Annotated in this window: 15 protein-coding genes; 13 read left to right on the forward strand and 2 right to left on the reverse strand. The window is 30.4% G+C overall.

Annotation, left to right across the window (positions count from 1 at the left end; all coding sequences use genetic code 11):
- The first annotated feature begins 9 nt into the window (after positions 1-9).
- From trmB to C7U55_RS02725, 5 genes are all read left to right on the forward strand, one after another.
- A complete protein-coding gene (trmB, locus tag C7U55_RS02705; protein ID WP_106987237.1) occupies positions 10-669 on the forward strand; it encodes a tRNA (guanosine(46)-N7)-methyltransferase TrmB in 660 nt (219 codons plus the stop codon).
- Positions 662-982 carry a thioredoxin family protein gene (locus C7U55_RS02710; protein WP_106987238.1) on the forward strand — a complete coding sequence of 107 codons (321 nt, stop codon included), beginning with the start codon at positions 662-664 and terminating at the stop codon, positions 980-982. Before trmB ends, C7U55_RS02710 begins: the two co-directional genes overlap by 8 nt.
- 16 nt (positions 983-998) lie before the next feature.
- Positions 999-1,733: a hypothetical protein gene (locus C7U55_RS02715; RefSeq protein ID WP_106987350.1), complete on the forward strand. Its 735-nt coding sequence runs from the start codon at positions 999-1,001 to the stop codon at positions 1,731-1,733.
- A 3-nt stretch (positions 1,734-1,736) separates the two neighbouring features.
- Positions 1,737-2,054, forward strand: coding sequence for a holo-ACP synthase (locus tag C7U55_RS02720; protein ID WP_048923823.1), 318 nt, complete (start codon positions 1,737-1,739; stop codon positions 2,052-2,054).
- Between the two features lie 96 nt (positions 2,055-2,150).
- Positions 2,151-2,462, forward strand: coding sequence for a hypothetical protein (locus tag C7U55_RS02725; RefSeq protein ID WP_106987239.1), 312 nt, complete (start codon positions 2,151-2,153; stop codon positions 2,460-2,462).
- A 303-nt stretch (positions 2,463-2,765) separates the two neighbouring features.
- On the opposite strand, the gene C7U55_RS02730 is transcribed toward C7U55_RS02725, so the two are convergent.
- Positions 2,766-3,260, reverse strand: coding sequence for a helix-turn-helix domain-containing protein (locus C7U55_RS02730; RefSeq protein ID WP_164488709.1), 495 nt, complete (start codon positions 3,258-3,260; stop codon positions 2,766-2,768).
- 271 nt (positions 3,261-3,531) lie between these two features.
- Here C7U55_RS02730 and C7U55_RS02735 point away from each other — a divergent pair, with 271 nt between their 5' ends.
- The 6 genes from C7U55_RS02735 (at position 3,532) to C7U55_RS02760 (ending at position 10,441) form a co-directional block, all read left to right on the forward strand.
- Positions 3,532-3,996 carry a MarR family winged helix-turn-helix transcriptional regulator gene (locus tag C7U55_RS02735; protein ID WP_106987240.1) on the forward strand — a complete coding sequence of 155 codons (465 nt, stop codon included), beginning with the start codon at positions 3,532-3,534 and terminating at the stop codon, positions 3,994-3,996.
- Entirely contained in the window at positions 3,983-6,205 is a 2,223-nt protein-coding gene (locus C7U55_RS02740) for an ABC transporter ATP-binding protein (RefSeq protein WP_106987241.1), read from the forward strand. Before C7U55_RS02735 ends, C7U55_RS02740 begins: the two co-directional genes overlap by 14 nt.
- The gene (locus tag C7U55_RS02745; protein ID WP_106987242.1) at positions 6,198-8,048 is read left to right on the forward strand and encodes an ABC transporter ATP-binding protein; all 1,851 of its coding nucleotides are present in this window, start codon (positions 6,198-6,200) and stop codon (positions 8,046-8,048) included. The genes C7U55_RS02740 and C7U55_RS02745 overlap by 8 nt, the downstream gene beginning before the upstream one ends.
- Positions 8,049-8,124: 76 nt before the next feature.
- A complete protein-coding gene (locus C7U55_RS02750; protein WP_162297397.1) occupies positions 8,125-8,841 on the forward strand; it encodes a GntR family transcriptional regulator in 717 nt (238 codons plus the stop codon).
- Positions 8,842-8,902: 61 nt separating this feature from the next.
- The gene (locus C7U55_RS02755; RefSeq protein ID WP_022001761.1) at positions 8,903-9,361 is read left to right on the forward strand and encodes a COG2426 family protein; all 459 of its coding nucleotides are present in this window, start codon (positions 8,903-8,905) and stop codon (positions 9,359-9,361) included.
- Positions 9,362-9,400: 39 nt separating this feature from the next.
- Complete coding sequence (locus C7U55_RS02760; protein ID WP_106987244.1) at positions 9,401-10,441, forward strand: molybdopterin-binding protein; 1,041 nt, start codon at positions 9,401-9,403, stop codon at positions 10,439-10,441.
- On the opposite strand, the gene C7U55_RS02765 is transcribed toward C7U55_RS02760, so the two are convergent.
- A complete protein-coding gene (locus C7U55_RS02765) occupies positions 10,404-11,285 on the reverse strand; it encodes a LysR family transcriptional regulator (protein ID WP_106987245.1) in 882 nt (293 codons plus the stop codon). The two genes, C7U55_RS02760 and C7U55_RS02765, sit on opposite strands and share 38 nt — an antisense overlap.
- A 110-nt stretch (positions 11,286-11,395) precedes the next feature.
- On the opposite strand from C7U55_RS02765, the gene C7U55_RS02770 reads away from it, so the two are divergent.
- A complete protein-coding gene (locus C7U55_RS02770; RefSeq protein WP_106987246.1) occupies positions 11,396-12,673 on the forward strand; it encodes an adenylosuccinate synthase in 1,278 nt (425 codons plus the stop codon).
- Between the two features lie 15 nt (positions 12,674-12,688).
- On the forward strand, positions 12,689-14,236 hold the full coding sequence (gene guaA, locus C7U55_RS02775; RefSeq protein ID WP_106987247.1) for a glutamine-hydrolyzing GMP synthase: 1,548 nt from the start codon (positions 12,689-12,691) through the stop codon (positions 14,234-14,236).
- The last annotated feature ends 411 nt before the right edge of the window (positions 14,237-14,647 follow it).

A 14,647-nucleotide genomic window follows, 5' to 3' on the forward strand; every position in this document is an offset into this window, starting at 1 on the left:
GGATTTTTTGTGAGATTAAGAAACAACCCAAAGGCTTATGATATTATGGAAGAAAATGCGGATTTTGTTATTTTGGATCCTGAATCTCATAAGGGTAAATATCACCAATTATTCAAAGAAAATAAACCTGTGTTTGTTGAAATTGGAATGGGGAAAGGTGATTTTATTTATCAAAATGCTTTAAAGCATCCAGAAAATAATTATATTGGAATTGAAAAGTTTCCAAGCGTTTTAGCGGCAGCTATTAATAAAATAAACAAACAGGAAAAATTAGATAATTTAAAATTGATGCATTATGATGCATTAGAATTATTAAATGTTTTTGAAAAAGGAGAAATTGATCACTTATTTTTAAATTTTAGTGATCCATGGCCTAAAAAAAGACATGCTAAAAGACGTTTAACATCTCCTGATTTTTTAAATGTTTATCGTCAATTATTAAAAAAAGATGGCTTAATTGAATTTAAAACAGATAATAGAGGATTATTTGAATATTCATTACAATCTGTTACAGAAAATCATTATCATCTTGATTACGTGAGTTTAGATTTACATAATTCGCCTGAAGCTGAAGATAATATTATGACAGAATATGAAAGAAAGTTTTCAGTGAATGGACCTATTTATAAAATGATTTTAAGTGATACAATGGAGAAGAATAATGGATAAATTTATTGAAATAAAAACAGTAGATGATTATAAAAAAGCAATTCAAAATAAATCGATTTTATTATTTACAGCGAATTGGTGTCCAGATTGTATGTTTATTAAACCATTTATTGGTGAAATTGTTGAACAATATCAAGATTATATTTTTTATAGTGTTAACCGAGATGAAATGCTTGAATTATGTCAAGAGTTGGATATCTTAGGAATTCCTTCTTTTGTAGCATTTGATCAAGGAAAAGAAATTGGGCGTTTTGTAAGTAAATTAAGAAAGACAAAAGAAGAAATTATTGATTTTATTGATTCATTATCATAAGAAAGGAAGTCTAGTTATGTTTAAAAATTTTTTTAAAAGAGCAAATGATGAAGATATCTTTGAAACTGTAGATCCCATCGTAGAACAAAGAAGAAATGAAAAATTCTCAAAACCATTAATTTATGATGAAGAATTTAAAAAAGAACAAGAAGCAAACAAAAAGAAAGTAGAAGCTTCAAAAAAGGAAAAAGCCAAAGAAGTTCCCAAAAAAAACATAAAACAAACAGCACCTAAAGTTGAAGAACCTATTTCTAAAAAAGGATATGAAATGATTGATATTATTTCACCTATATTTGGAATGAAAGAAGAAAAAATTGAAACAGAAAAGGTAACTAAAAAGCCCTCTGTAAAAAAATCAAAGAAAAAAGATAATTCACTTATTCAAGTTATTTCACCGTATTATGGAAATTTTGAAGAAAAGGTTGTAGAAGAAGAAAGCGAAGCAATCTTAACTTCAGCAAATGAAGAAACAGAAGAAACTATTGAAAATATTGAAGAAAGTGAAACTACAGAAACAGTTGAAGATGAAGAAGAAAAACTTCCAACTGTGGAAGATAATTTAAGAAATATTGCAAACATCGTAAAAGAAGAACAAGATCAATTAAAAATCATTGAAGAAAGAACAGGTGAATTTAAATTAGATTTTGGTGCAAATAAAGATGAAGAAAAGACAACATTAATTGATGAAATCGATGATAATATGTCTTTAGATGAATTAATGAGTTTATATGAAAAGAAGTTTAAGGACTAGGTTATGATTAAAGGTATTGGTGTAGATATTTGTGATTTAAGAAGATTAACATCATTAGATAGCCTTGCTAAAAAAATTCTTCATGAAGAAGAACTAAAAATCTTTTGTCAAAAGAAAAATGAAAAAGCAAAAAGAGAATTTTTAGGTGGTCGCTTTGCAGTGAAGGAAGCGTATATAAAGGCATGTGGTCCCGCATCTTTAAAAGAAATTTGTTGTTTAAATGATCAACAGGGATGTCCTTATTTATTAAACAGAAATGGACATGTTTCTATTTCTCATGAAAATAATTATGCAGTAGCATTCGTAGTGGTAGAAGAGTAATCTTCTACCACTTATGCATTTAAATAGGCTATTTAGCGGTTTTATGATGATACAGGAATTGAATTTATTTACGATGTTATTTAAGGAGGAAAGTAAATGTTAAATTCAATTTCAGTAGTAGGAAGAATCGTTAAAAGTGTTTATCATGTTCATGATAAAGCCTTTATCGATATTGAGGTTAAAAAGCCATTTCCTTTGGAAATAGGTTATGAATCGTGGGATGTTTTTTCAGTTCAATTGTGGAAAGGACTTGAAGGAATGATGGATGATGTAGGTGAAATTGGCATGTTTCTTGCTATTAGAGGAAGACTTGTTGTTAATACAGAAAACGATAAACATTCAATGATAAAAAATACGGTTATTTATGCTGAACTTATAGAAACTTTGAATAAATATTTTTATAAATAAATTACTAAAGTGAAAAGTTAAATTCCACTTTAAAAAAAGAAAAAATAAAAGTAGAATTAAGTCTTTCATAAAGTAGAAATCATAAGGATATTAGGAGCTTTTCCTGATATTCTTTTTATTTTATAGGTTGAATTAAGTTCTTAAAATGTAAAAAATAATGAGATTAGTAGAAACTGAGACTATTTAGAGCACATTAAAGCTATGGGATTTCATCATTTTTTCGAGGTGTAAGACTAAATTCCACTTGGATAATACGTTGGATTGTCAATCTGCTACCTTGTTTCATACATTCTTTGAATGATTTTATTTTTTATCTTTTAATAAGTAGGGTTTTAAAACAATTTGATCTCTTTCGATTTTTTCAATTCCATATTCAATGAATCTTTTATAAAGTTCAGAATTCAAAAACTCCATCATTTCTAAAGGTGATTTTGCCTTTAGATTTTCTTTTGACTGAGAGTTGATATGTGAAACCATGAGATCCGCTTTTTCTTGACAGTTCAATCCCAGTTTTTTCAAATCTATTTCTATAGGACAAATATAACATTTAAAGGGTTTAAAATCAGGACAACCGGAACATACGTGATTGTGAGAGCATTCATCCTTATTTGCGCATGCAGGATTATAAGAAGATTTGTAAGTTTGAAATCTGCGAGATATGATTCCTTTGCCGATGGTAGATTTGTCTTTGCCAAGGGTCAAAGTGATAGCGGTTTTAGTAGGACCGTTTTCGATACCTTTTTCAATGATGATTATGTCTTGATCAGTAAGATGTAGATTTTTATTGTTGGTAGACATAGTGATCGACCTTTCATGAAAGAAGAAAACAGATATCATAATAATTATACAAGAGAAAAAGTAAATTCCACAAAGGAAGTGTAAAAGTAAGTTCAACTGTAAGAGTAAAATCCACTGGAAGTTTGTGAAAGACTAAAATCAACTTTGACATATCTAAAGTGGAATTTAACTTTTCATTATAAAAAAATTAATTAGTGTACTAAATATATTGACATTGATTAGTGCGCTAACTATAATATTTAGCATACTAACTAATAAAAGGAGGCGTCTTATGGATCCATTGGAATTTGAAGATATTAAAGAGATCTTTCTACAATTTAAATCTCTTCATAAAATTATTCATGAATTTACGAGTAAAAAAAGTAGCATAGAAGGCTTATCAGCTGATCAACGTTATTTGTTAGCTCTTATTGATCGATTTGATCATCCAAATCAAAAAATACTTGCTGAATGTTTGAAAATTACACCAGCAACGTTATCAGTAAGGTTACAACGTTTAGAAAAAGCAGGTTTTATTGAAAAAGTTGTAAGTAGACATGATAAAAGAAATGTCACATTACATATTACGGAAAAGGGAAACAAAGAAATTAAAAGTTGTAAAGATGATATGAAAATATTTACCACACGCTTATTTGAAGGAATAAATAAAGAAGATTTAGATAGAATGAAAGCGTATTGTCAAATCTTTGAAAAGAATATTCGTTTGATGAAGGAGGAATTAGATGATCAAGATTAAAGGATATTTAAAGAAATTCTGGTACTTGATCTTAGCTTGTATTTGTTTATTGTTTGTACAAGCACAAACAGAATTAACTTTACCCGATTATATGAGTGATATTGTTTCAGTAGGAATTCAAGCGGGAGGATTTTCTTCACCTATTTCAGATGTCTTAACAGAAGAAACATATCAACATTTATTATTGTTTGTTGATCAAAAAGATCAAAAGACAGTAAAAAACGATTATAAAAAAATCAATAAAGTAGATCAAGAGATGCTTGATACTTTTCCTAAAGCAAAAGGGAAAACAGTATATCAATTAAAAGATTTATCAAGTGATGAAGAAAGTAAGTTAGAAAATATTTTAATGAAACCGATGTTGCTTATTACTTCTCTTGATAGCATGGATACTTCTAGTAAAGAATATCAAGAGAAATTCGGTCAATTACCGCCCAATATGACGGTTTATGATGCTATTTCTTTTATGGATGAAAGTCAAAAAGCAAAGATGTTTGAAGACATTGATAAAAAGATGGATACCATGGGAGAAAGTACTTTGAAAATTGCCGCTGGTAATGGTGTTAAAGCGGAATATAAAAAATTAGGTGCAGATATTGATAAAGTTCAAACGGATTATATTTTAAAAACAGGTTTAAAGATGTTGGGAATTGCTTTAATCGGAACACTTGCTGCGATTTCAGTTGCATTCTTTGCGACCAAAGTTGGGGCAGGGGTCGCTCGTGCTTTAAGAAAAGATGTCTTTGAAAAAGTTGAAAGTTTTTCAAATGAAGAATTCAATCATTTTTCTACAGCTTCATTAATTACACGTACAACAAATGATATTACCCAAGTACAAAATGTAACAATGATGCTTTTACGTATTGTTTGTTTTGCTCCAATTATCGGAATTGGTGCTTTAATTAAAGTTTTAACAGATTCACCTTCAATGGCTTGGATTATTGCAGTTGTTATTCTTGTTATTTTTGGAGTCATGGCTGTTGCTTTTGCTGTAGTTATGCCAAAATTCAAAATTATTCAAAATTTAATTGACCGTTTAAATTTAACAATGCGTGAAAATTTATCAGGAATGCTTGTTATCCGTGCTTTTGGTAATGAAAAACATAGTGAAGATCGTTTTGATAAAGCCAATAAAGATGTTACAAATTTAAACTTATTTGTTAATAGATCAATGGCTTCAATTATGCCAATTATGATGTTTATCTTTAATGTAGTTACTTTAGTGATTGTCTATTATGGTTCTAAACAAATTGATTTAGGAAACTTAGCGATTGGACAAATGATGGCTTTTATGCAATACGCAATGCAAATTATTATGTCCTTTTTAATGATTGCGATGATTGCTATCATGTTACCTCGTGCCAGTGTTGCTGCTAATCGTGTTTATGAAATTATTGAAACTAAGCCGACAATTCAAGATCCTACAAATCCAATTGCTTTAGATGAATGTAAAAAAGGTCTTGTTGAATTTAATCATGTTTCTTTTGCGTATCCAGGAGCAAATGAACCAGTGTTAAAAGATATTGATTTTGTTGCTAAACCAGGACAAACAACAGCATTTATCGGTTCAACGGGTTCGGGGAAATCGACGCTTATTAATTTAGTTCCTCGTTTTTATGAAGTTAGTAAAGGAAGTATTAAAGTTAGTGGTGTTGATGTTCGTGATATGACACAACATGAATTACGTAATCATATTGGACTTGTTCCTCAAAAAGGAAATTTATTTTCAGGAACAATTCGTTCTAATTTAAAATATGGCGCACCAGAGGCAACGGATGAAGAATTAGAAGAAGTCATTCGTATTGCTCAAGCAAAAGAATTTATTGATCAAAAAGAAGAACGCTTAGATACGGAAATTTCACAAGGTGGTACAAATGTTTCAGGGGGTCAAAAACAAAGACTTGCGATTGCTCGTGCTATTGCGAAAAATCCAGATATTTATATTTTTGATGATAGTTTTTCAGCACTTGATTTCAAAACAGATGCTAAACTTCGTCAAGAATTAAATCAGCTAGTGAAAAAGACACAAAGTACAGTTTTATTAGTAGGACAACGTATTGCTTCTATTATGGAGGCAGATCAAATCATTGTCCTTGATGAAGGTCAAATTGTTGGTAAAGGAACACATGATGAATTAATGAAATCATGTCAAGTTTATCAAGAAATTGCTTATTCTCAATTATCTAAGGAGGAACTAAGTCATGAGTAATGAAAGAAGAAGACAAGGGCCTCGTGGACCAATGGGTCATGGAATGAGAGGAAATGGTGAAAAAGCCAAGAATTTTAAAGGAACATTAAAGAAATTATTTGTTTATTTAAAACCTTATTATTTTAAATTAGCGGTTGTTATTATTTTTGCGGTAGGGTCAACGATTTTTACGATTGTAGGACCAAAGATTCTTGCTAAAGCAACAGATAAATTATCTGAAGGAATTATGGCAAAGGTAAGTAATACAGGAGGAATTGATTTTGATTATATTGGTATGATCTGTTTGATTCTTGTTGGTTTTTATCTTGTTAGTGCACTTTTTAGTTTTATTCAAGGATTTATTACATCTTCGATTTCACAAAAAGTTGCTTATGATTTAAGAAGCTCTTTATCTAAGAAGATGTCAAGAATGCCTTTAAGTTATTTTGATAGACATTCTAGTGGAGACACTTTAAGTAGGGTAACCAATGATATTGATACAATTGCTCAATCACTCAATCAAAGTTTATCGCAAGTGATTACATCTTCTGTTACAGTTGTTGGAATCTTTATTATGATGCTTACCATCTCTGTAAAGATGACATTGATTGCTGTACTTGTTTTACCACTTTCCATGTTACTTATTATGTTTGTTATGAAACATTCCCAAAAGTATTTTAGTAGACAACAAAAAAGTTTAGGGGATGTCAATGGACATATTGAAGAAATGTATGGTGCTCATGATGTTGTCAAAGCATTTAATGGGGAAGAAGATTCTGTTAAAACTTTTAATGAATATAATGATGCGCTTTATGATTCAGCATGGAAATCTCAATTTTTATCAGGTTTAATGCAACCTTTAAGTAACTTTGTAGGAAACTTAGGATATGTAAGTGTTTGTTTATTAGGTGGTTTTTTAGCAGGGGGTAATACGATTACGATTGGTGATATTCAAGCATTTATCCAATATGTACGCCAATTCAATCAACCTATTGCTCAACTTGCTCAAACAATGAATATGTTACAAAGTACAGCAGCGGCAGCTGAACGTGTATTTGAATTTTTAGAGGAAGAAGAATTAGAAACTGAAACAGTTAAAATTGAAAAAAATGAAGTTGAAAAATTACATGGTTCAGTTACTTTCAATCAAGTAAACTTTGGTTATCTTCCAGAAAAAACAATTATTCATGATTTTAATATGCATGTTCATGCTGGGCAAACGGTGGCTATTGTTGGTCCAACCGGTGCAGGAAAAACAACGATTGTTAAATTGTTAATGCGTTTTTATGAATTAAATAAAGGCTCTATTATGATTGATGGTCATGATATTAAAGATTTTTCAAGGCATGATTTAAGAAGCTTATTTGGAATGGTTTTACAAGACACATGGCTTTTTAACGGAACAATTAAAGAAAACTTAATGTATGGTAAACTAGATGCCAGTGATGAAGAAGTAAGAAATGCTTGTGAAATGGCGTATGTAGATCACTTTGTCAATACTTTAGAAAATGGTTATGATACGATTCTTGATGAAGAAACTTCAAATATTTCACAAGGTCAAAAACAATTATTGACAATTGCGAGAGCATTTCTAAAAGATCCTAAAATTCTTATTTTAGATGAAGCAACATCTTCGGTCGATACTCGTACAGAAGTTCTTATACAAAAAGGTATGGAAAAATTAATGGAAGGGCGCACAAGTTTTGTTATTGCACATCGTTTATCAACAATTCGTGATGCCAATACAATCATTGTCATGAAGGATGGCGATATTGTAGAAATTGGTAATCATGATGAATTGTTAGAAAAAGGTGGATTCTATGCCTCACTTTATCAATCACAATTTGAAGGTAGCGAAATTTAGAAGCAAAGAAATTTGCTTCTTTTTCTTTTCAAAACATGTTTATATATGGTATAGTACATGCCGAGGGGATGATGTTATGGTGAAAAGAAAACCACAATATGTCAAGATTAAAGAATATATTATTCAAAATATTGAAGATGAAAAATATAATGAAAATGAACAAATTGAAAGTGAACATGCTTTGTGTGAACTTTTTGGTGTTACCCGAATGACAGTGCGCCAAGCTTTAACAGAGTTGATTAATGAAAATGTGATTTATTCTGTACCTAAGGTAGGTTCATTTGTTTGTAAAAAATCCAGATTTAAAAGTTTTGATGGATTAAACAGTGTTACAGAAGATTGTGCTAAGAAAAAAGAAGATTGTACAAGTCATGTTGTTTTAAATGAACTTGAAGAAGCTACAGCTTTAATGAAAAAAGAAATGGCTTTAGAAGATAATAAAGTATGGCACGTTAAACGTGTAAGACTTGTAAACGGAGAGCCTTTATGTTTTGAAGATGATTACTGTAATTATGATTTAACAGGAGATATTCCTTTAGAAGTATCCAGTACATCTTTATTTAATCATTTTGAAAATGATCTCAATTTACATATTGCTTTTTCCGATCAACAAATTGATGCGGTTTTAGCGGGTGAAGAACTAGGAAAATATTTACAAGTTGATCCAGTGACACCTTTGCTTAGAGTTTTATCGATTACATGCTTACATAATGGTAAATGTATTGAATATGGGTATACTTATTATCGTGTAGACAAGTATACTTTTAACCAAGTTGCATATCGTAGAAAATAAAAGGATGTTGTCAAATCCGTTTGGTTTGTTATAATGAGGATGTTAAAAAAGGAGACTTTAGATGAATTATTTATATATTGCATTAATATCAATGGTACCTTTAATTGAACTTAGAGGAGCAATTCCTGTTTCTCAAGGATTAGGATTACCAATTATTCCATCTTATATTGTTTGTATTCTTGCTAATATGGTACCTGTACCTTTTATTTACTTATTTGCTAGAAAGGTTTTAGTATGGGGTTGTGATAAACCAGTTATTGGTAAATTTTTCACTTGGTGTTTAGACAAAGGTGAAAGAGGTGGAAAGAAACTTCAAGAGAAAGTAGGAAGAAGTACTTTTGTTGCTTTATTATTATTTGTAGGAATTCCACTTCCAGGGACAGGTGCATGGACAGGAACACTTGCAGCTAGTATTTTAGATATGGATTTTAAATCAACAACGATTGCCGTTATGCTAGGAGTTTTACTTGCTGGTGTAATTATGATGGTGGTTAGTTTTTTAGGATTTTCATTAATTTAGAAGTGTTTTACGCTTCTTTTTTTGTAAAGGAGGACGGTTATGAATGTAGAAATTATTAATGTAGGAACTGAACTATTACTTGGTGAAATTATCAATACTAATGCAACTTATTTACAAAAAATGTGTAAGGAATTAGGTTTTAATGTTTTCTTTCAAACGGTGGTGGGTGATAATCCACAAAGATTTTTAGATTGTTTAGATATTGCTTTTAATAGAGGATGTGATTGTGTCATTACTACAGGAGGATTAGGACCTACTGAGGATGATCTTACAAAAGAATTATCCGCAAAATATTTAGGATTAGAAATGATTTTTGATGAAGATGAAGTAAAGAAAGTCAATGATAAATGTTGCTTTGTAACACAACTTGATAAAGTTAGTGATAATAACTTTAAACAAGCTTACTTTCCTAAAAATTGTTATGTGTTAGATAATCCTATTGGAACAGCCAATGGCTGTGTGATGTCTAAAGATAAAAAAATGATTGTTAATCTTCCTGGACCACCTAAAGAGATGACTTATGTAGTTGATCATCAACTAAAACCTTATTTAGAAAAATATCGCCAAGCGAAAATTTATACGTACGACTTAGTAACACAAGGCATTGGTGAATCAGCAGCGGCTACTTTGATTGATGATATTGTTCAAAGTCAAAAAGATATTTCTATTGCTTTGTATGCTTCTGAAGAGTATGTAAGGGTAAGACTAGGGGTTAAAGCAAAACATCAAAGTGAAGCCGATGAACTTGTTAAGCAAACAAAGAAAATGATTGAAGAAAAATTAAAGGATTATCTTGTAGAAAATCCTAATTTGTTTGAAGAAGTGATGAAAAAGGTCAATGGTTTTACGATATTAAATGAATGTGATTTTTCATTAAGTGATTATTTTGTTAATAATGGAGGGCCAGTCTTTATTCATTTAACTTTGAAGGAACATCCATTAGGTGAAATTGTTCATGTGTTATTAAAATATAAAGAAAAAGAAATATCTTTCGATATTCCTTTACTTGTCAAAGCAAGTCTTTCTTTACCTAAATTAGAATCTAAATTGATTTATCAAATTGATCAATTAATTCGATAAATTTTAAAGTTGCTTGTGATAAGCTTCTTCTTTTAAGATAAGTATAGCCAATGCTTCTTGAAGGAAGGGGCTTTTTTAATTGTATTTCATAAACTTTATTTTTGTCTAAAAAATCATGAGAGAATTCTTTAACAACACACGCATTTCCTAAATTGGCATGAGTAAATTCTAAGAGTAAGTGATGGGCTCCTAATTCCATTTCAGGATTTAATAAAATTCCATGTTTAGCAAAGTATTTATCAATATAATTTCTTGAATTACTTGATTTTTCTAAAAGAATAAGATTCTTTTTCGCAATTTCTTGATAGCTGTAAAGATGATCATCTTTTTCTTTAGAAATAAAGATATCATGAATTGTTAAACATTCTTTCATCGCTAGACTTTCATCATCAAAAGGAAGATTGATAAAGGCAAGATCAATCGTTCCATTTTTTAAATGTTCAACTGTTTCAATAGAAGTTCCATTGACAACATTGATTTTGATTGTTGGATAAAGATGATGAAATTGTTTTAATAAATCAATTAAGTAATTTTCACAAATTGAATCACCCGCACCAATATTTAACTGTCCTGAAAGTAATTCATTATAATGAGAAAGTTCATTTTCAACACTGGTAATTAAAGCAAGGGCTTCAGTAATGTTTTTATGAAGGAGCATCCCTTCTTTAGTAAGAGTAACGCCTTTGTTTAAACGAATGAAGAGTTGAGTATTGAGTTCTTTTTCTAAAGCATGGATTGTTTGAGAAACAGCGGATTGAGAAATGAAAAGATTTTTGGCTGCTTTTGAAAAAGAAAGGGTAGAAGCCGCTTCGTTAAATATCTTATATTGTTCTAGTTTTATCATATTAGTACTCCTTATATCAAATATATTATATATTAATTTTACTTATATTAAAATATAGCATATAATAAAAATGTATGAAAAAGCCAATGATAGAAAGGTGGAAATGAATTATGGCTGGTGTAGTTGTTGTAGGAAGTATGTGGGGAGATGAAGGTAAAGGAAAAGTTACCGATTATCTTGCACAAAAAGCAGATGTTGTATGTCGTTATGCTGGAGGAAATAATGCAGGTCATACCATTGTTTATGGTGGTAAGAAATTTGCTTTAAAATTAATACCATCAGGTATTTTCTCTGGGCATGAAGTAATCATGGGAAATGGGATGGTTGTTAACCCTAAAGCATTTTTAGAAGAAGTAAAATATTTAAATGATGGTGGTATTGATACAAGCAAAATTAGAATTTCAGATCGTTGTCATGTGATTTTACCTTATCATCTTGAAATTGATGAATTGCAAGAAAAGAGAAAAGGTGATAAAAGTATTGGAACTACAAAAAGAGGTATTGGACCTGCTTATGTAGACAAATATAGTCGTATTGGTATTCGAATGGGAGAATTCATTGATGAAGAATTATTCTTAGAAAGATTAAAAGAAACTTTCCCAATGAAAGTGGCAGAATATCCTGAATTAAAAGATATGTTTACAGTAGAAGGTATTTTTGAAGAATATAAAGAATACGCTAAAATTATTAAGCCTTTAGTTTGTGATACAGGTATGTTATTAGATCAATATTTACGTGAAGATAAAAAAGTCTTATTTGAAGGAGCTCAAGGAGCAATGTTAGATATTGATTATGGTACTTATCCATTTGTTACATCATCACATCCAGGAGCTAATGGGGTATCTGAAGGGGCTGGTATTGGACCTTTATATATCAAAGAAGCAATTGGAATTATTAAAGCTTATACAACTCGTGTTGGATCAGGACCATTCCCAACTGAATTAAATGATGCAACAGGTGATTTAATTAGAGAAAGAGGACATGAATATGGTACTGTAACTGAACGTCCAAGAAGAACTGGTTGGTTTGATGCAGTAGTTGTTAATCAATCAAGAAGAATGTCTTCTTTAACAGGTATTTCATTAATGTTATTAGATGTTATGAGTGGATTTGATACAATCAAAATCTGTAAAGCTTATAAATTAGATGGTAAAGAAATTTATGGTTTACCTGCAACTGTTAAAGATATTGAAAGATGTGAACCTGTTTATGAAGAATTACCAGGATGGAAAGAAGATATTACACATGTAAAATCTTTTGAAGAATTACCAGTAAATTGTCAAAATTATATTCGTAAAATCGAAGAACTTGTTCATTGTCCAGTAAGAATGTTCAGTGTTGGACCAGATAGAGAACAAACAGTTGTTTTAAAAGATATTAAATTTTAATAAAGGAGGTCTTTCATGAAAAGAGAATTAGTCATTGTCATGGATTTCGGTGGGCAATATAATCAATTAGTTGCTCGTCGTGTTCGTGAATGCAATGTTTATTGTGAAATCTATTCTTATAAAACACCTTTAGAAAAAATTAAAGAAATGAATCCTAAAGGAATCATTTTAACAGGTGGACCAAATAGTTGTTATTTAGAAGATTCACCAACTTATTCTAAAGAATTATTTGAATTAGGTATTCCTGTATTAGGTTTATGTTATGGTGCTCAATTAATGCAACATGTTTTAGGTGGAAAAGTTGAAAGAGCAGATGTAAGAGAATATGGTAAATCAATTTTATTAGTTGATCAACCACAATCTAAAATTTTAAAAGGTGTTCCTGAAACATCTACAGTTTGGATGTCACATTTTGATTATATTTCAAAAATTGCACCTGGTTTTGAAATTACAACACATACAAAAGATTGTCCAGTAGCATCTTGTGAAGATAAAGAAAAAGATTTATATGCGATTCAGTTCCATCCAGAAGTTTTACATAGTGAATATGGTAAAACAATGCTTTCTAACTTTGTTTTAGATGTATGTAACTGTGCTGGTGATTGGCGCATGGATTCTTTCGTTGAAGAACAAATCAAAGCTATCAAAGAAAAAGTTGGTGATGGTAAAGTATTGTGTGCTTTATCAGGTGGTGTTGACTCATCTGTTGCAGCCGTTTTACTTTCTAAAGCTATTGGTAATCAATTAACTTGTGTCTTTGTAGATCATGGTTTACTTCGTAAAAACGAAGGGGATGAAGTAGAAGCTGTCTTTGGACCTGATGGAAATTATGAATTAAATTTCATTAGAGTAAATGCACAAGAAAGATATTATGAAAAGTTAAAAGGTGTTACTGAACCAGAAGCTAAACGTAAAATCATTGGTGAAGAATTTATTCGTGTTTTTGAAGAAGAAGCAAAGAAAATTGGAGCAGTTGATTTCTTAGTACAAGGAACAATTTATCCAGATGTTGTTGAAAGTGGTCTTGGTGGAGAATCTGCGGTTATCAAATCACATCATAATGTTGGTGGATTGCCAGATCATGTTGATTTTAAAGAAATTATTGAACCATTACGTGATTTATTCAAAGATGAAGTACGTAAAGTTGGTTTAGAATTAGGAATTCCTGAATACTTAGTATTTAGGCAACCATTCCCAGGACCAGGTCTTGGTATTCGTATTATTGGTGAAGTCAATGCTGAAAAAGTAAAAATCGTGCAAGATGCAGATGCGATCTATAGAGAAGAAATCGCTAATGCAGGATTAGATCGTTCAATCGGTCAATACTTTGCTGCTCTTACAAACATGCGTTCTGTAGGAGTTATGGGTGATGAAAGAACTTATGATTATGCAATCGCCTTACGTGCGGTTAATACTATCGATTTCATGACAGCAGAAGCTGCAGAAATTCCTTATGAAGTATTAAATAAAGTTATGTCACGTATTATAAACGAAGTTCGTGGGGTAAACAGAGTAATGTATGATATTACAAGTAAACCTCCAGGAACAATTGAGTTTGAATAATCCAAATCGCTTAAAAGTGCCTATTTACAGGCACTTTTTTTCGCTGAGAATGTTTTGAGAACAATATTGTTATCTATTATTTTGTGTTGTACTCATTTTTGAGGTCATTTTTTATGAAAAATCGGTATTTCTGCTGAATCTCATGAAAAATTTCATTTTTTTTTGATAATTTTAAAGAATTACTCATTAAAATTTCAAGTTGCTTACAAGTTCGTTTTTAGGTCATTTGGATTTTATGTGGCTTACAAGTATTCGGCGTTCTAAAGTGGCTATCAAATAAATTGGTATTTATGCTTATCATTTTAGTGGGAACACTTTACTTTTCTCTTTCGTTCTCATTGCAAGTATCATTTCTAAAACCCAAATCATCATTTCTTCATCATCATCTTGAATAGAGGAGTACCATACATT

Origin of the sequence: Faecalibacillus faecis, from assembly GCF_003024675.1 — a bacterium.
In the GTDB taxonomy this organism is placed as follows: Bacteria; Bacillota_I; Bacilli_A; order Erysipelotrichales; family Coprobacillaceae; genus Faecalibacillus; species Faecalibacillus faecis.